Below are 22,372 nucleotides of genomic sequence, written 5' to 3' on the forward strand. Positions count from 1 at the left end.
GTACATGGTGAGATCCCGCAGGGCTGTAGCCCGAGGAAGCTCACCGTACACCCATGGAAAGCGAGTGATTTCCCGGACCTCCAGAGGCTTTCAACCTTAACGGAAACAGTTTCACTCGAAACTGAGTGTTCAGCAAAAGGGGGCTTAACTGTAAGATCAACACTGAGATTTAACAGATCCTTTTGTTTAAGCAATGAGCAAAACGTGTATAGCTTTGTGGGAAGATTCATGTATGGACTTATGCTATAGTAGATAATAGTTCGGGTTTCGAAATAGATTCGCAGGAGGGAAGCCGTATGGGGAAATTACCTTCCAAATGGCTGGTGGTCGTTTCTGTACTCTTTGGAACATTCACCGTCATACTGAATAATAGCATGCTGAATCCGACGCTTCCCCGGTTTATGGAAATCTTTGATGCAAATGCCGTAGATGTCGGCTGGATGCTGACGATTTTCATGGTATCGATGGGGATGACAATGCCGCTGACCGGATATTTTGGTGACCGGTTCGGTAAAAAGAAAGTGTATTTGACAGGGTTAAGCATCTTTATCATTGGCTCGATTTCAGGGTCCTTATCCCCGTCTTTAGGGATGATCATTCTTTCACGTGCTATTCAGGGAATGGCGGGTGGCTTGATGATGCCTATCGCCATGGCCTTAATATTCAACGCCTTTCCCCGGAATGAACGGGGACTTGCGGTAGGGATCTACGGAATTTCGGTGATGGTTGCCCCGGCTATCGGTCCGACAATCGGGGGAGTTATCATACAATATTTTGCCTGGCCCTGGTTGTTCTTGTTCAATATCCCGTTTGGCTTGCTCGGAATCATATTGTCCGGTAAGTATCTGAAGCCGACCAAGACAAAGCCGGACTTGAAATTCGATGCGGTCGGATTTGTCATCGTCACCGCGGGAATCGGCGCTATCCTTTATGCTCTTGGCAGGGGAAGAACGCTGGAATTATTGATGTCTCCGTTGAATATGGTGCTGATTGTCGGTGGTATCCTGGCACTTATCGCATTCGTTTTCTATGAGAACCGACAGGAACAGCCATTATTGAACCTGTCCGTTTTCAAGGTGCCAACTTACTCGATATCGATTCTGGTAACATCAGCGGCTTCCATTGGGCTGTTTTCTGGTATTTTCCTATTGCCATTATTAATCCAGAACGTCTATGGTTTAGGGGAAATAAAAACAGGGCTGTTATTCCTTCCGGCAGCGGCTGCCAGTGGTTTGTTCATGTCGCTCGGAGGAAGGCTGCTGGATAAAAAAGGTCCCAAGTTTGTTGTGCCGCCTGGATTGGCAATCATGGCAGCAGCAACGCTCGGGTTGAGCTTTTTAAGCCTGGATACACCTTTTTGGTGGATTTTATTACTGAACACGATTAGAGGAATGGGCATGGGGATGGGAAATATGCCTGCAACAACGTCGGGGATGAATGCTATTCCTGAACACCTTGTCGCCCAGGGATCCGCGATGAATAATATTCTTAGACAGATTTCTTCATCCTTAGGCATCGTATTCTTCTCTATTTATTATGAAGTGAGACGTGCTGCTATCGAAGCTTCTACCAGCCTGGATACCCAAGCTGCTACTTTACAGACATTGAATGAAGCTTTCCTGGTATCAGCGATTATTCTTATTATTGCAGTTCCGTTCTCCTTCATCTTAAAAGGAGTAGAGAGCGATAAAAATGAAAAGCAAGCAAACAACTGACGCTGCCACTCAGCGAGAAGCTGAGTGCAGCGTCTTATTTTGTCCATTCATGATTTAGAAGTCCGTAAAGGTGCATGTCATAGGCCTGACCGTCGCGAAGAATGAACTCCCGATGGGTGCCTTCTTTTTTGAAACCAAGCTTTTCATACATCTGAATTGCCGGGATATTATAAGAAAACACGGTCAGCTGAAGGCGGTGGAGGCTGCATTCATAGAAAGCGAAATCGATCAGCAGCTGCATGGCTTCTGTACCATAACCTTTCCCCTGGTATTCATCTTCTCCGATGGCGATGCTGACCCAGCCATTGCGGTGGATCCATAAGATACTTTCCAGTTCTACATATCCAATGAACGCATCTTTTTCATCACGAATCGCGAACGTATATTGGTTGTTAGATTCATTGGACTCATCCAGCCATGATTCTAAATGTTCCACCGTTCTGGGAGCGGCAGGAAGGGCGTCGAACCGTCTTGAGAAGTCAGAGTTATCATACCAGGAAGCTATGGCTGCGAGATCTGATTTTGCCACTTGAGTCAAACGTACCCGTTCTCCTTGTAATAATGTTTTCATGATTATGTATCCCCCTTTTAAACAGAAAGAGGCCTGGTGTGACAGGCCTCTTTGACTGATCATTTCTTATTTGTATTTTTCAGCCTGAAATGAAGATTGAATAATCGAATCGAAACGGCAAAATCAAACGTGGCAAGGATGGCCAGGAAAATGGTGATGAAATTCCATATCGTATCTTCGACAGTTTGAGCCGCTATATATGTGAAAACAATCCCCATTATAAAATAAAGGAAGGCCATGAATAGCGGTGATGTTCTCATAAAAATAAGCCTCCAATAATGGTTTGTAGCTGATCGAATTGCTCTTGCATCCGCCTGAAATCTTCTTCCGATAAACTATATTGTCCGAGTACGACCACGGTGTTCATGGCCATGTGGGCGATGATCGGAGTGATGATGCTTTTGGTTTTAACATACAAGTAGGCGAACACGATCCCCATTGCTGTATATACCACCATATGCGTGAAATCGAAATGGGATGCGGCGAATGCCAGCGCTGACACAAGAACAGCAACAATGAAATTCGTCCGTTTATAAATCGTACCGAAAATAATCTTTCGGAAAATGACTTCTTCTAATATCGGAGCGAACACAACCATGACAATGATGAACACCGGTGATATCCGGGCAAACTCCATCAAGTCCTGGGTGTTTTCCGATCCTGGCTTGATGCCGAGGAGGAAGGTTTCAATCAGTATCGCAATCATTTGAGCGAAGTAAGCAAGAAAAACACCAAGAAAAGACCATAAGGCAATATTCCCTGCGCTTGACCGTTCACGCTGCTCCGAAGCTTGTTTCATATCCGGCTTCAGCATGAATACAATGATGAGAGTGGCAACGAAAAAGCTGAACACGGCCCAGCTGGTAATCGCAATTTCCTTCTCCATGCCGACCATCATCAATAAGGGAACGCCGATAACAGATGACAACTGTGCTGCAATATATATAGCAATGATATACCAATATCTCGATGGCAAGGTCGAACGACTCCTTTGCATACATTTTACATTTTCAATCACTCTCCGTATTTTAACATAGTTTGAAAATACAGCGTAACGATTAGGATTTACCCGACATTTTTCACCAATCTTTTCAGAAAAAAATTTATCCATCTCTCTTGCAAAATAAAATCGTATTGATTATTATAATAATTGTGTTAGCACTCATTAATGTCGAGTGCTAATAAACCGTAATTCAAGAATAGAATCACATTGAGGAGGGTGTCCTAATTGTTAAAGCCACTTGGTGATCGTATTGTGATTGAAATTGTAAAACAGGAAGAAAAAACTGCAAGCGGAATCGTACTTCCAGACTCTGCGAAGGAAAAGCCGCAAGAAGGTAAAGTTGTCGCAGTAGGTACTGGACGAGTTACCGATAATGGTGAAAAGGTAGCACTTGAAGTAGCTCAAGGCGACCATGTCATCTACTCTAAATTTGCAGGTACAGAAGTGAAATATGAAGGCAAAGAATACTTAGTGATTCGCGAAAGCGACGTATTGGCTGTCGTTCAGTAATTCCTTAGTTTCAAATAAAATACGTACAGTTACAAGTTTGATAAGGAGGGCATTTTCATGGCTAAAGAGATTAAATTTAATGAAGAAGCACGCCGCGCGATGCTTCGTGGTGTAGATTCACTTGCTAACGCTGTTAAAGTGACACTTGGACCAAAAGGACGTAACGTCGTTCTTGAGAAAAAATTCGGTTCTCCGTTGATTACCAACGATGGTGTAACCATCGCTAAAGAAATCGAATTGGAAGATCATTTCGAAAATATGGGTGCACAGCTCGTTTCCGAAGTTGCTTCTAAAACAAACGATGTAGCTGGTGACGGTACAACTACCGCGACTGTACTGGCACAAGCGATGATCCGTGAAGGATTGAAAAACGTAGCATCCGGTGCTAACCCGGTTGGCGTACGTCGCGGTATCGAAAAAGCGGTTAACGTTGCTACAGAAGAACTTCGCAGCATCTCCAAGCCGATCGAAGGCAGAGAGTCTATCGCACAAGTTGCTTCCATTTCTGCTGGTGACAACGAAGTAGGTCACTTGATCGCAGAAGCAATGGAGCGCGTAGGTAACGATGGTGTCATCACAATCGAAGAATCCAAAGGGTTCAATACAGAACTTGAAGTAGTAGAAGGTATGCAGTTCGACCGTGGATACGCTTCTCCATATATGGTTACTGACCAGGATAAAATGGAAGCTGTTCTCGAAGACCCATACATTTTGATTACTGATAAGAAAATCGGAAACATCCAGGAAGTATTGCCTGTACTTGAGCAAGTGGTACAACAAGGCAAGCCGCTTCTAATGATCGCGGAAGACGTTGAAGGTGAAGCTCTTGCAACACTAGTTGTAAACAAACTTCGCGGTACATTCAACGCTGTAGCTGTCAAAGCTCCAGGATTCGGTGACCGTCGTAAAGCTATGCTTGAAGACATCGCTACATTGACTGGTGCTGAAGTTGTAACAGAAGACCTTGGTCTTGAGCTTAAGAACACTGGCATCGAGCAATTGGGCCGTGCTTCTAAAGTTGTCGTTACAAAAGAGAACACTACTATCGTCGAAGGTGCAGGAAACGCTGAGCAAATCGCTTCCCGCGTAACTCAAATCCGTGCACAGGCAGAAGAAACTACTTCTGAATTCGATAAAGAAAAATTACAAGAGCGCCTTGCTAAACTTTCTGGCGGCGTAGCTGTCATCAAAGTCGGTGCTGCTACTGAGACAGAATTGAAAGAGCGTAAGCTTCGTATCGAAGACGCATTGAACTCTACTCGTGCTGCTGTCCAGGAAGGTATTGTAGCCGGTGGTGGTACAGCATTTGCCAACATTTACGATAAAGTAGCGAGCCTTGATTTAAGTGGCGATGAAGCTACAGGTGCAAAAATTGTTGTACGTGCCCTTGAAGAGCCAGTACGTCAAATTGCACACAACGCCGGCCTTGAAGGCTCCATCATCGTTGAGCGCCTGAAAGGTGAAAAAGTCGGCATCGGATACAACGCTGCAACTGGCGAGTGGGTCAACATGGTAGAAGCAGGTATCGTAGACCCGACAAAAGTTACACGTTCCGCACTACAAAACGCAGCTTCCGTAGCAGCTATGTTCTTGACTACAGAAGCAGTCGTTGCTGATCTTCCAGAAGAAGACAACGGCGCTGGCGGCGGCATGCCAGACATGGGTGGCATGGGCGGAATGGGCGGCATGATGTAAGCTGTCCTCAAACCCTTTGCTATACAAGGGATTGAATCCTTTCAAATGAATATTGACTGGATTTTGACTGGATTTCTTTGAAGATTCTATACCTTAACTTAAAAACCTCCTAAGAGTTCTTAAACTTTTAGGAGGTTTTTTTATTTGAAATTTTGGTTAAGTGACATTTTAACGCTGTTAAAGTACTATATATTTTACAAAAACAAACATATTAATGTTAAAATTTACTACATAGGAATGGGGCGAGAATTTAAAATAGTTAAATAGGAGTAGTGTATGAATCAATTAAAGTTAAATGATTTGGTTGAATCTGGGGTAGAGTTATTTACTTCAAAAATTGAGGTTAGCGTCATAGAAACTGAAACACATCATTCATTAATTGTAAAAGGGATAGAGAATGATAAGGAAATATTAAATAGTATTGCTGCTTATATGGTAGCTCTAATTGCAAACGCTATCGAGGCAAATTTGGAAGTTAGAGCGGACTTGATAGAGGATACAGAGATAGGAAAAGAAGATATTGAAGAAAGTGTGATAGACACAGTTGGAGAGTCTAATGAACTTAACCAAGATTTTAAAGAGGATGAAAGAAACCCTTGGTTAGCTGAAGCTTTGATTCACCTTTTGTTATTTGTTTCGAATAAAGTTCAGAATTTACACCCTGCTGGGGAAGTTTTAGCTGTCGGTTTAGTCCATGATGACCCCAAAGATAAAGGATTAGATATAACTGCTTTGTATCAATCCGGAACGTTAGGTTTAACTATTGGAGAATGTAAAGCTTATAAGCTTAATCCTAATAAAGCAATTTCCAATGCTATGAATTTTTTTGATGGTGTTGAAACTAACCGGAAAACAGGAAAAAGGATTAGAACCCAGGTTCAGATACTAAGGAAATACCTCCCAGAAGAGCTATCGAAGTTAGCAACTAGTGGTTTCTGGAAGAATGAAAGGTGTTTTTTAACAACGCCAATATTTGATTCGTCTGTTAATAAAGATTGGTCTAGAATACGAAGGAAAACCTTAGGAGGATTAAAGGTCCCTGTAAATAGAAGAATCATTATCCCCTTGGCCATAGAAAACTTTGACTTATTTTTTGATTCTTTATCCGACGAGATGAGAGATATTGTAAGGGAGTTATAAGATGTTTGACAATTATTCTTTATTATTATTCAATAATTTACCGAGTCTCCCGGAGTTGGACATTGATATAACTAGGAGGTTATTATCTAGGGCTTACTTATATTCTATTAAGATGCAATTGGGACTCGTACAAGATGAATTTAGGACGGTTGACATTGAAGTAAGCGAGGAAGAAATGGACAGGTTAGAAGAAGAAATGCTTAGTGAATCCTCCAAATTCTTTCAAGAATATTATTATGGCTTAAGACGTTTAGGAGATACTTTAGAAAGCAGCGCTATATTTGATGAAAATGAAGATGAGTACTCAGTAAAGGCTGCAGCTTTCGTAGGAGCAGAATCTCTTTCACTATTAGCAACAATTCTGGGGCAAGAAGATGAAAAAGAATTATTGTTTTCTAATGAATATATTTATACCAGAATAGAGGCTGCGATGTTATTTATGATTTCAGGATATGATGCAAATGCTCAAACTGAAATAAATGATGCAGTAAAAGCTTTAAGCAACCAAGGAGATTATGATGTTGAAAATAATACTTATAAAATTGAATATTGGTGCTTACATAATCTTTTTGCTCTTATTACGAATAAATTGTGGGAAGTGGATAAACGAAAGCCTGTATTAAAGCATGATAGTAAGAAAAAAACTTTGAAAAATCTTATTGAGGAAAATAAGATTCAAATGTATTCATTGATAGGTGAGTCTATAGTATCATATGTCGAATGGTTAGTTGGTGAAGATAATGAAGGACTAAACAATGGGTTGAGTTTACTAGCAAAAGTTAATCAAACTTCACACAAAAATAAATACTCGCTTTTTCCAGAAATTTATCATCTTTCAAAAGTTCTTATGGTAATGGTAAATCACTCTTCAAAAAGGGCTCTTTTACATAACACCCTTAAACGTGAAAATGAAAGCAAAGAGTTTAGAGAGTATCTTAAAGGTAGAGCAAAAGGGGATTCTCTAGTAAATTCTAGGCCTTTTATATGGGAATCTGCTAAGGAGTTCATTGATAAATGTTTACCTGGACCTAGTAAACACACAATTGTTAATTTGCCCACCGGGAGTGGGAAAAGTTTTATTGCTGAGCTTGCATTAACACAATCATTATCAAAAGGATGGATTCTTTATTTAGCACCCACGAATGCATTGGTTCATCAAATAAAAAGGGATCTAAGAAAGTCTCTTAGATTTTATGGTGATATCCCAATAAGAACTTTCGTTGGAGGAGATGAGTATACAAAATTAGACAATGAATTCTTAGATGAACGTGATAATGCAAATAAATTTGTAGCAGTAATGACACCTGAAAAGTGTGCTATGTCCTTAAGAATTAATCCCGAAGTATTTAAATATTGCTCTTTATGTATTTTTGATGAGTGTCACTTATTAGGTGAAGGGGTTAGGGGGGCATCAGTTGACTTAGTACTAGGACAAATATTATCAATTAGTCATGATATTAAGTTTGTATTAATGTCTGCGATGCTAAACAACCCTAATGATTTAGCAGCGTGGTTAACTAAAGTAACTTCTGACGACTCACAAATCAGTTCTATACTTTGGAAACCTACTCGATCAATTAGGGGAGCTGTGGGTGTTGAATATAGTTCATACCTAGAAACAAAAGAAATAGCTAAAGTAAATTTGAACTCAAAACCAAGACATAGAAAGAACGAGAAATTCGAGCCTAAGTTGTCTATACTTTACTCTCTTTCAGGTGTTTGGCAACAGGACGTTAATGATTATTCATTAATTAAGACCAATGTTAATGCAAAGTACACTCTCTCAAGACGGAAATACAATGATAAGTGGATTTACCATAGCGATGCAGACAGTTGGGTTAATGCAACCTCTAAGTCCTTGGGTTTTGAATTAGCAACAAAAGGAATACCTACAATTGTATTTATTCCAACCAATCGCCATTACCCATTTGTTTTAGCTAGAAATCTCAATCTCAAAACAACAGAATCTGATCTAGGAGTCTACCAACAAAAGTTATTAATGCTAGCAGAAAAAGAGTTAGGAACAAATTCTGAGGTTAAAAATTTACTCGCTAGCAGAATTGGAGTTCATTCTTCTTATATGTTAGAAAGTGAAAAAGAAGCAGTGGAGCAGTCGTTCATTAACAAAGAAGTTAAGCTATTGTTTGCAACTGGTACTTTAGCACAAGGGCTTAACTTGCCATCAGTAGCAGTTGTAATTGCTGGTACTAGGGTCGGAGATGCAAGAGAGGCCCATACTATCGAGTCTCAAATGAGGTCAAAAGCATTAATTTTAAATGCTATTGGCAGGGCAGGACGAGCGGGTTTTTCTAACCAAAGCTTTAGTATAATAGTACCTAATACACCTATTGCTTATAAAGAAGACGAGAATGATATAACTAGGGCTACTTCAACGATAGATGTATTAAGTGAACAAGACGCCTCGATTGTAGTTAAAAGTCCTCTTGAAAACTTTTTAGATAATATAATAAATGGAACTATACAGGCAGATAGAGCTTCTTTAGATGAACTTACAATTATGTCTATGTTAACAGCAGATAATGAACAAGATGAAGCCGAAAAAAACAAAGCAATAATAAGTAGAACTTACGCAGCTGCTACAATGAGACATCAAATGGATGAAAAGGAATTAATTGCAGCAACCATGGCCATCACCGAGATAAAAAAAGAATTTTTAGAGAAAGCTAATGCACCAGAATGGTTGGTAAGGGTCGCTAGAAAATCTGGATTTGATTTCTTTACTACAAATTTGTTTATAAAAATAGCCGAAGACGTTGTACCTCTAAGTAAGAAGACTGAAGTGGTTGAATGGAGTATTGAGGAGTGGAAAAATATTCTTTTTAAATGTATGGAAAAATTGCCTCCTCATTATATTCAAAATATATTGCCAGAAACTGCTACACAAAAACCTACATTTATTAATAAGATGGTCAAATTAATTGGGGGTAATCCAGAAAAGGATTTATCTTGGGAGCCGCCGAGTGGATGGGAGGAATGTTGGGAGGAATTTTCCAATATAACTTGGATGTATATGGATGGTAAGAGCTATGCTGATATCGCCAGAATATATCTTCAGGTTGATGGAGCTATAGATTCTTCAAGATCAGCCGGAAAACATATACCAGACACTATAGCCCTAGTTAAAAAGCAAATAGCAAAAATTTCAACCTATGCTGGTCTTCTATTAGCAACTATAGAGGAAGTGTTCTTTGAAAATGAACCCCTTCCTTTTAACTTGAACGTTCTTCCATTAGCAATTAAGAACGGGCTAAAAGATCATTCCACTTTTTATTGGTTTAATTATGGAATGAGAAACAGAATTGTAGCCCATACATTAGGGGCTACCTTTCCATTGGAGGAATTTGAAGATGAGGAAACTTCCATAAAGGAAGTCCAGCATCTAAAAAGGAACTGGCTTTATAACGAATCGGCTTTACTACCATTCGTTGCAAATTATGACATCTTGGAAGCTGCAAAAATGATATTAAAAAATTCATAAAAATGAGAGTATTCGATTTGAAGTCGGATACTCTCATTTATTACGAGTATTCCATCTTTATTCCAATGCACCTCTCATTAGTTCACCAAACTTTTCTGCAGCTCTTTGCTCCATATCTTTTGTTATATGAGCGTAAATGTTCATAGTTGTATTAATATCGCCGTGTCCTAATCTTTGCTGAATTTCTTTGGTACCTACTCCTGCTTCAATTAAGAGAGAGGTATGGGTGTGCCTGAAGGAATGAGGAGTAACTTTTTTTTCGATCCTGCTAAGCTTTAAAAGCCTTCTCATTCGATTTTCAACAGTCTTTATAAAATCGGGATAACCAGGGTTATTAATTTCTTTTGCAAAAACAAATCCAAAGTCATTGTACTGATCTCCGAGAGCCATCTTAATTTCTTTTTGGTAAGTTAAGTGTTTCTTCAACTCACTCATCACTTGCTTGTCCATTTTTAACGTCCGTATAGATCCTCTTGTTTTGGGAGTGAGTAACTGATAATCTTTTGTATTATTATTCGGATTATAATAGGTTTTTGTAATACGAATGGATTCATTAATAAAGTTCACATCACTCCATTTAAGTGCCAGCATTTCTCCTACACGCAAGCCACTATAGGCAAGGGTAAGAAACATAATAAAATCTCTATCTAATCCTTTTTCCTTAGCTGTTTTTAAGAAAGTTATTAGTTCATTCTTCTCTAGAAATTTTATTATCTCTTCATTCTGTTCAATTTCTTCCACTGTTTCAATTCTTTTTGGAATTTTTGCGAACTCACTTGGATTTATTTTAATAAGATTATATTCTAGAGCCTTCTTAAATAACATTCGGCCAGTAGTATGGATCCCATCCATGGTATTATGGGCGTATCCTTTTTCGTGTAGGTTATCAAGAAATGCTTGATAGTGTTTCCTTGTAACATCAGATAGCTTCATTTTCGAAAAATATCTTCTGAAATGCTTTAATTCTTTAGTACGTCCCCGATGTGAGCTAACCTTAGAATTTTTCGCATAGAAATTCAGCCAATCATCTGCGAATTCGTTGAGAGTGATATTGTTTTCTTCAACATAGGTTCCTTCCCTTACCTCCCTTTCTAATTCCTCTGCTTCAATTCTTGCATCAGTTTTTCTAGTGAAACCACCATTAGACTTTGTTTTTCTTTTTCCGGTGACTGGATCCAGCCATTCCACTTGATAGGACCACTTGTTACCTCTTTTTCTTATATAAGCCATAGTTTTACCTCCCATTTAAATATTAAGTTATAAAATGGTTTTTGACTGGTACAATAGGACGTCTCATTATTTTCTCCAGGCGTTCTTGGCACACATTTAACGGAATTTTAAAATCTTGAGACCATTGATTAATAATTTCAGGGTCACTCAACGTGTACTCTTTAATCATGTGGTAGGGTAGCGAGGCGTATAGAGTGAAGTGCCTGGCATCTCTTTCTTGAAGCTCATAAAAATCTTTAGGCATTATTAGCTGCCGGCCGGCATGCCTTAATGCATGGCAAAGCTCATGGAAGAATTGCTCTCGTTGGTGGATCTGGGGAAGGCGGCTATCTAAGACAATTTCTTGAAACTTCCCTACTTTCATATAACTAGCTTGAGTTGGTCTGCATTTAACAAAGATTTGATTTTCCAATCCAATTTTATGAACACTTAAGTCAGTTGGTATTGTAAAATTGCGAATTTTATACCACTGAGTAATAAGGTCTTCAAGAGTTGTGGTTGTGTAGTAAGGAAATCTCATACTAATCACCTTCCTTACAAGCATTATACGAACATATGTTTGGTTAATCAATATTTATATCTAAATTATGTATTTTGCTATATTCTGGAATAAATACTTCCTGCAAAACTCAACCTTGTTACCATACATGATGGAATTAAGTGGTATAATGAACTCAGACAAAAGGAAAAGTGTTCCATGTAAGTTCATCATCTTTACTTGAGATGCCTTTGTATCAAAATAATCTTTAGAGGAGGAGAAATTATGGCTTTAGATAGAGATAAAATAAAACAGATTTGTGATTCTATTGAGGACATATTTGATTCAATTCCGATTAATATGTCTGATAAGAATAAAGGATTAGTAAAGAAAATGGTATTAGGACCGGCAATAGAAGAAGTTAGGAAATTGGCAGAGGAAAGCAGACCTCCTGTATTGTTGTTTATGGGGAGAAGTGGGCATGGTAAGTCGTCACTAATTAATGCATTAACGGAAAAGTATGTAGCAGAAGTAAATGATATTGAACCAGAGACGGCTGTTGCTGAAGCGTATGTAGTAACTTTTGAGGAAACAAATTCTACTTGGAAAATTATAGATACTAGAGGTATTTTTGAAGCCACTGTACCTGAAAAAGCCACAAGTAATGAAGATCCTGTAGAGCTTCTTAAAAGAAACATTATTGAAAGAAAACCAGATGTAATCTTTCACATTATTAACGCGAAAGAAGCTAGAAATATATCTAATGATCTAGCTGTATTTAATGACATTATGGCAACGGTAAAGAGAGATATGAAAATACATATCCCAACGATGGTAATATTAAATCAGGTTGATTTATTAGGTAAAAGGAAAGAATGGCCCCCTGAAGAATACCCAAGGAAAGCTGGTCAAATAGTAGATTTACAAGAGTATTTTTCCAAGAAAATTTTAGATGTTAACAGTACACCTATTAACTCTAATTTCCCTATCTACGGCCTAAAAACAGAGCATGAGGTTTATGTAGGTATAATTCCTACCTGTGCTGAGGAAGATGATACCTGGAATATTGAAAATCTTAGACTATATATCGCTAAAAACCTTAAGGAAGAAGCGAGACTGGATTTTTTTCAAGCGATAAAAAGCAAAGAAAAATTAAAAGAAATTTCTTCTTCTCTGATTAAACGTTTTTCAAGTATTGCCGGTGGAATAGGTGCATTACCTTTTCCTGTTGGGGATATTGCTGTCCTAGTGCCAGTTCAGATGCTCATGATTGGAATAATAGCTGCATTATCAGGAAGAGAAGTATCAAAAGATACAGTGTATGAATATTTGGCCGCATCTGGAATAAATGTGGGTGTTGGTATTGGATTAAGAGAAGGTTTTAGACAGCTAAGTAAATTTGTACCTATTGGAGGGTCTGCTATCTCTGGAGGTATGGCATACACTGGTACATATGCAATAGGTAAATCTGCAGAGGCTTATTTTTTCAATAAATCTATTGTTGGGCCCGAAGAATTTCAGGAGGGTTAAGACAGAAATTAGTTAATATAGCAAATGCCACACAACCTTGTTCATTTAAGGGGGATGGGAATTTGAGAGTAATGTTTAATGGTATTTTAAATCTAAATAACAATGAGAGATATGAAGACTTTCAGAGTAAACTTAATGATTGGATAATTCAAAATGGATGGGAGCCCTCTAATGCGGGTGCGGTGGTTTTACCTGAGAGAAAATCTCCACCAGTTCGTGTAGGGTATGGCTCATCCGTATTTCATCCAGAGTATACCAATGGAGTTAATACACCTGAAGTAAACAAACGTTATTTCCTTAGTCGTACTTGGGATCCTGAATTACCTATAATAACTACATTTATGATGAATCCCAGTGCTGCTGATGAGCTTTCCGGAGATACTACTGTGGACTTTCTAATTGATTTTGCAAAATACAATGGTTTTGGAACATTATTCGTAATTAACACCAGCCCACTTATAAAGGGGAGTAAGACAGAAAAAGTAGATTTTCAAGAAGATGATTGCAATTTTTATTACATTGAATACGCAATTAATAATTCTGAAATAGTTGTTTTGGGTTGGGGGGAAAATGGTCAAAAATATGGCGTCCCTACATTAACATTTAACTATCCATTGCAAGAACTACTGGATAAAAATCATTTTAAACTTAAGGTATTTGATTATGGTAAAGAAAATTCTCGCTCTATATTTCCTAAACATCCTCGTCCTCAGGTAGTAAACCAAAGATTCTCGGTTAATCATAAATTAATTCATGTTTCAGAAAATAAAAGGGATAAGTTATTACAAGGTTTTAATATCAAGTGAATGTAAAATATGGATTGCATAGGTTATATTGCTGCATAGGGCTTCAAAAAAGGAGCTCTTTTTTTGTTGCTTATTAAGTATCATATAAAAAAAGCATGCCTAATGACATGCTCTATTTTCTGTCTTTCTCCTCAAGTTCCTTGGATCTCCTTAGCAAATATTGAAAGTAACTTTCCAATTCCCGGATTTGCTCTGGGCCCATAGCCTTCCATTTTTCTAAATCGAAAAATGCAGCATCTTCAATCCCATACTTATCCATGAGCTTATTTATTTCATTGATAGTATTGTATTCATTTTCTTTTGTTTCGTTTACTGTAGTCTCAGACCTACCTAATAAATAATCAATACTCACATCTAATGCATTAGCAAGACTAATAAGCATCTCATTTGAAGGTGTACTATAACCATTTTCGTAGTTACTAATTGTACCCTTTGTCGTTTTAATTTTATTTGCTAATTCATTTTGAGTGAGTCCCTTGGTCTTTCTAGAATATTTAAGTCTTTGTGAGAGCATTTTTAGTATCCTTTCACTTTTTCATGTACAAGATTATTGTACCATCTTTCTACTCATTTATAGATATTTTTAACTAAAGTACAAGAATCTTGTTTTATTTGTTGACATACAAGAAACTTGTACATATACTTTAAGTACAAGTTATTCATACTAAGGAGGTGAAATAATGAGGAACAAACGTTTAAAAGAGGCAAGAATTCAAGCTAATTTGAGTCAAACTCAACTTTCTGAATGCTTGGGTTACAAGGGTAAACAAAGTGTAGCTAATTGGGAGAATGGATATTCAACACCCACTCTTAAAGTAGCTATTTGTTTAGCAGAAGTTTTGGGAAAAGATGTCCATTATTTGTTTGGTCACAAAGTACAAGATACTCATACAAATAGCGCGAAATTAAATTTAATGAAAGAAAGGAAATGATTTAATTGTTTGAAGCGAAATTACAACCTGAAGCTGATTTCAATAATAAGGTGTACGATATTTTTTATGAAATCGCAAAAAAAGCCCAAGAGGATGTGCAAAAAGAAACAGAGTTACCATACTTGTTAGATCGCAATAAATTAGCTAAATATGTCTTTAATGTAAGTGTACAGTCGTTAGACGCTCATATTTTAAGGCGAAAAGACTTTCCAAAGGTCCATGTTGGAGGACGGACACTTTATCCTAAAGATTTAGTAATAAACTGGATTAGAGAACATGTTGAGGTTTCTGATCAAACAGCTCCAGAAAGAAACTTTGGCGTGATATAACTCTATAAATCTATCATATATTATCTAATTACAACTACTGGTACAAACCAAGGGGTGAGTCCAATTTATAATAGTAAGGCTGCAAATATCATGAAGAAAACAAGAAAAGGAATTAATAAAACACAGCAACAACTGGCAATTGACATGCTTCAATCTAGAGAGTATATCTCAAAGCAAGAAAGGGGAGAACGGAAGATTCCTCCTGTAACCACCAAATATTTTATAGAGAAATATAATAATCCGTGGCTAGCACTGGAAGCAGTTAATGAATATATCGGATGGGGGATTACACAGTTAGATAGCCCGAGAGCCAATAACGACAAATATTTTCTTCAGTTGTTACTTGAGAAAGAGTTAAAGGAAGCACTTGAAACCATTGCTCAAGTGAAATGGACGAAAGACGTCGATTTTATTCACTCTATGGAATTGCAAGATGTTCATAGATCTGCTGAGACAATGGCTAGTTTGGTTCACTTCTCAACTCTTTATTTAACAAGTTTATGTGAAACATATAATATCAGCTGGTTAAAATTGTGGAAAAAACATCATTCTGATTTAAAGACATTGGGCTATCATTTTTAGTAAATAGTTAGGTAAGAAAAGAGGTGAAAGTATGCAGGGGTGGGTAAAGCTTCATAGGAAAATTCTCCATAGTGAAATTTTCGAAAATGAGAAGATGTTGAAAGTCTTTATATACTGTCTAACTAAATCTAGTCATAAAGATACTGAATCAAGAGTGGGGAGACAAAAGGTAGAAATTGAACCTGGGCAATTCATATTTGGTAGAAAAAAAGCTGCGTCTGAGTTAAATATGACTGAATCCACCGTCCGTGATTATATAAGAACATTAGAAGAAGATGGTGTAATTACGGTTAAATCCACCAACAAATATAGTATCGTAACCGTTGATAACTGGGCACTTTATCAATCGAATGGTGAAGAGTATGACAACAAAACAACAGCAGATAAACATCAAAAAGACAGCTCCCCGACATCAGAAGGACAGCAAAAAGACACATACAAGAATGAACGAGAACTTAAAGAAGTTAAGAATGTAAAAGAATTTATTACTACAACTACTTCTGAAGCCATGAATAGTGAGGCCGTTCAATTTTATCAAAACAATATCGGAGTATTAAGTCCTCATATTTCTAATGAAATAACTGGATGGATCCAGGAGCTGGGCGATGAATTAACCATTAAAGCCATGAAACGTTCTTTGGAACGAAATAAGGTCTCATGGGGATATGTGAAGAGTATCCTTCAATCTTGGCTGAATAAAGGAATTAAAACCATTGAACAAGCTGAAGCTGAAGAGGTTGAACATAAAGATAGAATTCACCACAAACGCCAGTTTTCTAAAGTACCATCAAATCAGGAAGTAATACCTGAATGGTTTAATAACCGTAACAAACAAAAACAAAATGATAATAAAAAGCCAACCATTGAGGATATGGCCTTAACAATTGAGTTAGGAATTAAGTTAAAAAGGTCCAGGGAGAGTATTCTTGAAGCGATTCATAACAGATATGATCTTTCCGAAGAAGATCTTGATGCTATTCGGGGAGGGGAAAGCTCAGCTAAAGACATTTTATTAAGCAAAACAAATATGAAAGTCGTAGGAGATCCATGACCTTATTTAAAAGGGAGTTGGTAATATGAAGACATCCGGCAAACATCGTTTAGCTTACTATGATATTTCATCACAAGCTGAAAACGTAAAAACTTTTGAAGGGAAAGTGTACAATGTTCACGGTCTTTGGGCGATAGATAGAAATGGTGCTGCTGAAAGGCTATCTAAAATCTATTATCGAATTCGAACTGTGAAAGACAAACATTTTAAAACAATTGCAAAAAGAAAAAATCCTATGAGTGAGCTGAAATCAGTAAGATAAAATATAACGATTTTAATACGTGCTTGAACAGCACTTATTGAACATTGAAAAGTACATATCTATGTTAGGAAAAGAAAAGTCATGGGATTTTCCTAGCAGTCGATCGGCGTTCGGTGCGTGTCACGTGAAACGTATCTTGTGACTGGGAAAAGCATTGCATCAATAATGGTTATACTCTTGAGGTGAGGCATTGCCAATGAAGCCCTAGAGAGTTTAACCTAGATGCATAAAGTTCTACGTATATGCTAGAAACGTTGTGCATTGCAGCAAAAACTATTTAGGAATGTTGCATAGGGTTGATTGTATCTAGCCATAAACAATCAAATTTATTTTCACCTTTCCATAATGTGGTTTTTTGTTTGAGTAGGTGTTAGAATCGTTATACAAATCACTTGAGAAGGGAATGATCTGATGAAAAGACATTGGATCGGTGGTTTGGCTGGATTATTAATGGCCATAATTCTTGTAGGCTGCGGAGCTGAGGGAGCCACTGGCCAAGTCGAGTCTTTATCACCTGATGAACTAAAAAAATACATCGAAGATAATAATGAAGCTTTTGTATTGCTAAATAATACGGAAGACGAAAAAGAGAGAAAAGATAACATTAATCTAGTAGAACAGCAAATTAAATCAATTAGTGTAAAAGAAATAAATGCTAAGTCGGAGGAGATGTTGGATAATAATTTAAAACCTGACGACTTAGGACTTAAGGATATCCAGTTTGAGACATTAGGTTACTATGAAGATGGTACCTTAGAAAAATACGTCTCTTTAAGAGGTGTTGATTATTCTTCAGAAGATGAAAAACAAAATGCAATAGAAAAATTTATAGATGAGACTACATCATAAGAGAAGTGATCTTTATTAGGTCGCTTCTTTTTTTATGCCAAATTTCTTTAAAGGGGGTGATTATCATGGGTGCTACGAACCGTGAACTAAAACAATCTAAAGACTTGGTTCAGACTCTATTAACCATTCAGGACCTATCTTATAACGATTGGCTGCATAGCAAACACCAAGAGTATATTCAGGAAAATCAAGATGTAGTCATGAAATCTTTGCTGCATTACAAAGGAATAAGTGAAGAGAAGGAAGATAAAAATTTTTAAAGGAGCGAATGAATGATGAAAATAACTAATTTTGTTCTACTATCTGCCATAAGCAATTTACAGTCTACAGGTGCTTCGATTCTTACAGCCATGCAATTACTTGGGATTATTTCAGCAGCTATTGCTTTTGGTATAGGGGCTTACCATCTTATCTGGGGTGGAGTAAGAGGCCGTCAAAGCTCTATTGTATGGTTTATTGGTGGTGCCGTTGGGCTTGTAATTCTAATGGGAGCTACAGCTATCGCTGAATACATTGACAGCCAGGTGATTTTTTAAGGGGGGTAGGATCCATGAGGGTATTATTCACATCAAAAATGGATGGTGAAATTTCGAGCTTTCACCCTTATTCCTTCCAGGAAGTTGTCTTGTTAACGGCAGAATTGGATACTAAATTAAAAAAGAAAAATGCTAAGCCAATTACGCTTGATTTTATGATATTTAATGAAGAGGGAGACAAGCTGTACAACGGCTCATATGAAGTGGGAGCAGAAGGAACATCAAATATTTATGACCATGTTTATCAAAAGCTTTTAGAGTTGCCCATGGAAAATAAAAATGAAGAAACAAAAAGGGATGTCTTTCTTCAACAATTAACTTCTAATACACCAACATCTTATCAAATTGATATTACAGAAGTATTGAAAGAGAAGGAAGTACAAAAGTCGAGTTGGAAGCAACTTGGTAAGCGTGGCAAAATTTTTGTGAGTGTGATCAGCACCGCATTAATGTTGACCATAGTTACATCCATTACACTATTTGTACTTCTAAGCAATCAAGGCAAAGATCTAAGAGCCACGACAAAAGAGCTGGAAAGAATGGAGGATGTAAAAACTGCTTATGAAGGTTACTGGACAGGTAAGCAGAACCAAGCTGTTGATCAGTTACAAGGAATGGAAACCTTGACGGAATCGGAGAGCCAAACATTGCTTCATTTTCTGGTGGAACTTAAAAAGTATGATCAAGCTTTTCAATATGTAGAAAATGAAAATACTTCTTCTCTGGCTGGGCAAGTCTTGAAAGTTCATGGTCTGGAAGAATTGACTTCCTTTCAAGAAGCTTACCCAAGTCCTCTAGGTGAATTTAAAATAGCCTTTCATCATGGGGAATACAAACAGGCGGTGGATATTCAAGATATGACGATGTCTCCTAAACTCTATAAACAAAAGGGGATCGCTTATTTGAGGCTTGATCAATTGGAAGATGCAAAAAAGATGGCCAGTGAAGCGAAAGACGATGAACTGAATAAAAAGATTAATGATTATCAAGAAATTGAGGAAAAGTTGACTAAGATAAACAGCCAAATAGAAACAGAGAAAAAATCAGAAGATCAAAATCAATCTAAAATCGATTCGCTTCAAGAACAACAAAATGATCTGGAGAGTCAACAGAACAATATATAAGAGGGTGATTCATTTGAAATCAGTCATTGCTAAAAAACAGGTGCTTATTCTACTAAGCATCTGTTTTTTTATCTCCACGATGCTGGTCAGTACTTTCGTATGGAATCTGGGATATGCCATGTGGTCAACCTTAAAGACTTTCCCAGAATTCAGTAAACCAATAGAAGTTAAAGCTTCATTTTTGACGGATTTTCATATTCAGGAGCAGCCTCTCTACTATGGAATAGCTGCCTTAATCGGTTTTGTCGGCATAGCCCACATGATTTATAAACTTAGAAGTAACTTTAAACCTGTAGGTACGGACGAAAAAGGTTCTCAGAGATTTGCAACGAGAAAAGAAATTCAACAACAATACAAGGCCATTCCTGATCGAAAACAACCATATAAAGGTCAAGGAGGCCCTGTGTTATCTAGAAAAGGGGACAAAGCTTTTATTGATCCGTCGCCGGTCAATAATTTGATTATTGGTACGACAAGGAGTGGTAAGGGCCAAACCTATGTTATTCCAACCATAGATGCTTACTCTCGTGCTGAACATCAGCCCTCTTTAGTCATCAATGACCCTAAAGGGGAGTTATTTGCTTCTAGCCGGGAGACGCTGGAGAGAAGAGGATATGAGGTTGAGGTTTTAAACTTAATGAATCCAATGCAAAGCATGAGCTTCAACTTGCTGGAGTTGGTTAAACAATCCTATAAGGATGGAGATTATTCTACAGCTCAAACGCTTTGCGAAACTATTACTCATATGCTTTACCACAATCCAAACGCTAAAGAACCCATGTGGGATGATTCAGCTAAATCACTTGTGAATGCTATGATCCTTGCGGTTACAGAGAAAAGCATAACAGAAGGAATGGAAGAGAAAATTACCATGTACACGGTCGCCAATATGCTCTCGGAGTTAGGGACTAGAAATGAGGTGGATGAAGATGGTCAAGAATACAATGCATTGGATCAATTTTTCCAAGAACTACCCCAATCACATGTAGCGAAAGGTCAATATGCAACGAGTAATTTTTCCAAAGGGAATACTCGATCAAGCATTTTTACGACAGCGATGAATGGATTGACGAAGTTTACAATGAGTGAAACAGCTAAGATGACAGCAAAAAACTCTTTAGATTTAAAAAGAGTGGGCTTCGGTCAAAGTATTAAAGGGCGAGGTGATCCTTTTTCCAAAGTGATGATTTCACTCCCGGATGGATCATGTGAAATCAATCAATCAGGTGAGAGTGGGACATGGACCATTAACTTTAAAACCTCATTAGAAGCCGGAGATCATTTAGTTATTTCTCAAGACTCGGCTCCTGATACTTCAAAAGATAAAGAAGTACAAAAGGATAGTTCCACGATTCGGATTGACAAAGTAGATGAGGAAACGGGCAAGGTTTATTTTTCTTATCCTTCTACCAGCAGCACTTTGGAAGTAAAAGAAATTACTTACTCCACTAAGCCTATTGCCGTATTTATGGTTACACCCGATTATGATACGTCTACTCATGCTATACCGTCTATTTTCGTTAGCCAATTGTATTATGTATTATCAAAAAATGCAGCCATAGCCAAAGGACAAAAATGCTTACGAGAAGTGGTCTTTATGTTAGATGAGTTCGGTAATATGCCTGCGATAGCAGATATGGAAAATAAAATCACGGTATGTTTGGGAAGAAATATTCGCTTTCACTTAGTTGTTCAATCCTATGCTCAATTAAAAGATTTGTATGGGGAAGATGGGCAAGCCACCATCCGTGGTAACTGTGGTAATGAAATTTATATATTGAGTGCTGACTATGATTCTGCTTCCTATTTTTCTTCCAAGTTAGGAAAGAAAACGTTAAATACTCAAACACGATCTGGATCTACTTTTTCACTAGATAAGTCAAAAACGGAAAGTACGGAAGGCAGGGACCTTCTAACTGCCAATGAACTGCAGGAATTAGAGGAAGGAGATACGGTAGTACGTCGAGTGTTATTACGACGTGATAAGAAAGGACGAAAGATTCGTGCCTTTCCTATTTATAATACAGGAAAGTACAGTATGAAATACGCTCACACGTATCTTAGTTCAGAATTCCGTCCAGGGCGATCAATTACGGAAGAAGAGATTTCTACCCCACACCGCCATGTTCATCCAGCAGAATTAGTTATTGATTTCCAAACTGGCTATTCTAATAAAGCACAGACAGACGAGGCGGCAGAGGATATGGAAAATCATTTGCAAAATGGACCATTCAGTGATTCAGAACAATCTACGGAATGGTGGAGGAAGGAAAAAGTCGGAGAGTTCTTTGATAAAAGCACATTTTCCCTTATCCATCAGCAAATTGCTCCTCATTTAGAACACAGTGAGGAGGAAATGAATGAGGAACCTATGGAAGCTTTTCTTTATAACTTAAAGCTTTTAGGCGATCATCAAGAAATTAACCGACAAGTGTATAGTCACATTCGCAAACAAATAGATAAATTAATTGAAGAACAGGAAACACCAGTGGAGCAGGGATGAAAAATGGCAAAATAAAATAATAAAGGT

The 22,372-nt window shown here is 37.7% G+C and carries 23 protein-coding genes; 17 read left to right on the forward strand and 6 right to left on the reverse strand.

Features of this window, described 5'->3' with window-relative positions; all coding sequences use genetic code 11:
- Positions 1-296: 296 nt before the first annotated feature.
- The gene (locus ACGTN9_RS18690; RefSeq protein WP_499595778.1) at positions 297-1,715 is read left to right on the forward strand and encodes an MDR family MFS transporter; all 1,419 of its coding nucleotides are present in this window, start codon (positions 297-299) and stop codon (positions 1,713-1,715) included.
- Between the two features lie 34 nt (positions 1,716-1,749).
- On the opposite strand, the gene ACGTN9_RS18695 is transcribed toward ACGTN9_RS18690, so the two are convergent.
- From ACGTN9_RS18695 to ACGTN9_RS18705, 3 genes are read right to left on the reverse strand one after another with little or no spacing between them, the layout of a single operon-like run.
- Positions 1,750-2,286 carry a GNAT family N-acetyltransferase gene (locus tag ACGTN9_RS18695; protein ID WP_499595780.1) on the reverse strand — a complete coding sequence of 179 codons (537 nt, stop codon included), beginning with the start codon at positions 2,284-2,286 and terminating at the stop codon, positions 1,750-1,752.
- Between the two features lie 59 nt (positions 2,287-2,345).
- Positions 2,346-2,546 (reverse strand): YdiK family protein, encoded by a 201-nt coding sequence (locus tag ACGTN9_RS18700; RefSeq protein ID WP_499595782.1) that lies wholly within the window; start codon positions 2,544-2,546, stop codon positions 2,346-2,348.
- Positions 2,543-3,262: a CPBP family intramembrane glutamic endopeptidase gene (locus tag ACGTN9_RS18705; protein ID WP_499595784.1), complete on the reverse strand. Its 720-nt coding sequence runs from the start codon at positions 3,260-3,262 to the stop codon at positions 2,543-2,545. Before ACGTN9_RS18705 ends, ACGTN9_RS18700 begins: the two co-directional genes overlap by 4 nt.
- Before the next feature lie 252 nt (positions 3,263-3,514).
- Between ACGTN9_RS18705 and groES the strand changes: the two genes are divergently transcribed.
- The 4 genes from groES to ACGTN9_RS18725 all read left to right on the forward strand — a co-directional run bounded on the left by groES (position 3,515) and on the right by ACGTN9_RS18725 (position 10,133).
- Positions 3,515-3,799, forward strand: coding sequence for a co-chaperone GroES (gene groES, locus ACGTN9_RS18710; RefSeq protein ID WP_499595787.1), 285 nt, complete (start codon positions 3,515-3,517; stop codon positions 3,797-3,799).
- Positions 3,800-3,856: 57 nt separating this feature from the next.
- Complete coding sequence (gene groL / locus ACGTN9_RS18715) at positions 3,857-5,494, forward strand: chaperonin GroEL (protein WP_499595790.1); 1,638 nt, start codon at positions 3,857-3,859, stop codon at positions 5,492-5,494.
- 276 nt (positions 5,495-5,770) lie between these two features.
- Positions 5,771-6,634, forward strand: coding sequence for a P-loop NTPase family protein (locus tag ACGTN9_RS18720; RefSeq protein WP_499595793.1), 864 nt, complete (start codon positions 5,771-5,773; stop codon positions 6,632-6,634).
- Between the two features lies 1 nt (position 6,635).
- Entirely contained in the window at positions 6,636-10,133 is a 3,498-nt protein-coding gene (locus tag ACGTN9_RS18725) for a DEAD/DEAH box helicase (protein ID WP_499595796.1), read from the forward strand.
- Positions 10,134-10,190: 57 nt separating this feature from the next.
- Here ACGTN9_RS18725 and ACGTN9_RS18730 read toward each other — a convergent pair whose 3' ends face one another.
- Together ACGTN9_RS18730 and ACGTN9_RS18735 are read right to left on the reverse strand one after the other, a co-directional pair.
- The gene (locus tag ACGTN9_RS18730) at positions 10,191-11,363 is read right to left on the reverse strand and encodes a site-specific integrase (protein ID WP_499595799.1); all 1,173 of its coding nucleotides are present in this window, start codon (positions 11,361-11,363) and stop codon (positions 10,191-10,193) included.
- Between the two features lie 22 nt (positions 11,364-11,385).
- Positions 11,386-11,883 carry an ImmA/IrrE family metallo-endopeptidase gene (locus ACGTN9_RS18735; RefSeq protein ID WP_499595802.1) on the reverse strand — a complete coding sequence of 166 codons (498 nt, stop codon included), beginning with the start codon at positions 11,881-11,883 and terminating at the stop codon, positions 11,386-11,388.
- A 243-nt stretch (positions 11,884-12,126) separates the two neighbouring features.
- Here ACGTN9_RS18735 and ACGTN9_RS18740 point away from each other — a divergent pair, with 243 nt between their 5' ends.
- Entirely contained in the window at positions 12,127-13,371 is a 1,245-nt protein-coding gene (locus ACGTN9_RS18740; RefSeq protein ID WP_499595805.1) for a GTPase family protein, read from the forward strand.
- Between the two features lie 71 nt (positions 13,372-13,442).
- Positions 13,443-14,177: a DUF1643 domain-containing protein gene (locus ACGTN9_RS18745; protein WP_499595922.1), complete on the forward strand. Its 735-nt coding sequence runs from the start codon at positions 13,443-13,445 to the stop codon at positions 14,175-14,177.
- Positions 14,178-14,289: 112 nt separating this feature from the next.
- Here the strand turns inward: ACGTN9_RS18745 and ACGTN9_RS18750 are convergent, their stop codons facing one another.
- Complete coding sequence (locus ACGTN9_RS18750; RefSeq protein WP_499595808.1) at positions 14,290-14,691, reverse strand: helix-turn-helix domain-containing protein; 402 nt, start codon at positions 14,689-14,691, stop codon at positions 14,290-14,292.
- Between the two features lie 166 nt (positions 14,692-14,857).
- On the opposite strand from ACGTN9_RS18750, the gene ACGTN9_RS18755 reads away from it, so the two are divergent.
- The 10 genes from ACGTN9_RS18755 to ACGTN9_RS18800 all read left to right on the forward strand — a co-directional run bounded on the left by ACGTN9_RS18755 (position 14,858) and on the right by ACGTN9_RS18800 (position 22,345).
- The gene (locus ACGTN9_RS18755) at positions 14,858-15,109 is read left to right on the forward strand and encodes a helix-turn-helix transcriptional regulator (RefSeq protein ID WP_499595811.1); all 252 of its coding nucleotides are present in this window, start codon (positions 14,858-14,860) and stop codon (positions 15,107-15,109) included.
- A gap of 5 nt (positions 15,110-15,114) precedes the next feature.
- Positions 15,115-15,438, forward strand: a complete 324-nt coding sequence (locus ACGTN9_RS18760; RefSeq protein ID WP_499595814.1) for a DNA-binding protein — start codon at positions 15,115-15,117, stop codon at positions 15,436-15,438.
- A gap of 90 nt (positions 15,439-15,528) precedes the next feature.
- Positions 15,529-16,020, forward strand: a complete 492-nt coding sequence (locus ACGTN9_RS18765; RefSeq protein ID WP_499595816.1) for a helix-turn-helix domain-containing protein — start codon at positions 15,529-15,531, stop codon at positions 16,018-16,020.
- Positions 16,021-16,051: 31 nt separating this feature from the next.
- The gene (locus ACGTN9_RS18770; protein ID WP_499595819.1) at positions 16,052-17,071 is read left to right on the forward strand and encodes a DnaD domain-containing protein; all 1,020 of its coding nucleotides are present in this window, start codon (positions 16,052-16,054) and stop codon (positions 17,069-17,071) included.
- A 25-nt stretch (positions 17,072-17,096) separates the two neighbouring features.
- The gene (locus ACGTN9_RS18775) at positions 17,097-17,333 is read left to right on the forward strand and encodes a hypothetical protein (RefSeq protein WP_499595822.1); all 237 of its coding nucleotides are present in this window, start codon (positions 17,097-17,099) and stop codon (positions 17,331-17,333) included.
- A 411-nt stretch (positions 17,334-17,744) separates the two neighbouring features.
- Positions 17,745-18,182: a hypothetical protein gene (locus tag ACGTN9_RS18780; protein ID WP_499595825.1), complete on the forward strand. Its 438-nt coding sequence runs from the start codon at positions 17,745-17,747 to the stop codon at positions 18,180-18,182.
- 65 nt (positions 18,183-18,247) lie between these two features.
- Positions 18,248-18,442, forward strand: a complete 195-nt coding sequence (locus ACGTN9_RS18785) for a hypothetical protein (protein ID WP_035507912.1) — start codon at positions 18,248-18,250, stop codon at positions 18,440-18,442.
- Between the two features lie 12 nt (positions 18,443-18,454).
- Positions 18,455-18,718, forward strand: coding sequence for a hypothetical protein (locus ACGTN9_RS18790; RefSeq protein ID WP_499595829.1), 264 nt, complete (start codon positions 18,455-18,457; stop codon positions 18,716-18,718).
- A 14-nt stretch (positions 18,719-18,732) separates the two neighbouring features.
- Positions 18,733-19,842 carry a hypothetical protein gene (locus ACGTN9_RS18795; protein ID WP_499595831.1) on the forward strand — a complete coding sequence of 370 codons (1,110 nt, stop codon included), beginning with the start codon at positions 18,733-18,735 and terminating at the stop codon, positions 19,840-19,842.
- Positions 19,843-19,855: 13 nt separating this feature from the next.
- Positions 19,856-22,345 carry a VirD4-like conjugal transfer protein, CD1115 family gene (locus ACGTN9_RS18800; protein ID WP_499595833.1) on the forward strand — a complete coding sequence of 830 codons (2,490 nt, stop codon included), beginning with the start codon at positions 19,856-19,858 and terminating at the stop codon, positions 22,343-22,345.
- Positions 22,346-22,372: the final 27 nt, after the last annotated feature.

Source organism: Halobacillus sp. B23F22_5 (assembly GCF_043497085.1).
Lineage (GTDB): Bacteria > Bacillota > Bacilli > Bacillales > Halobacillaceae > Thalassobacillus.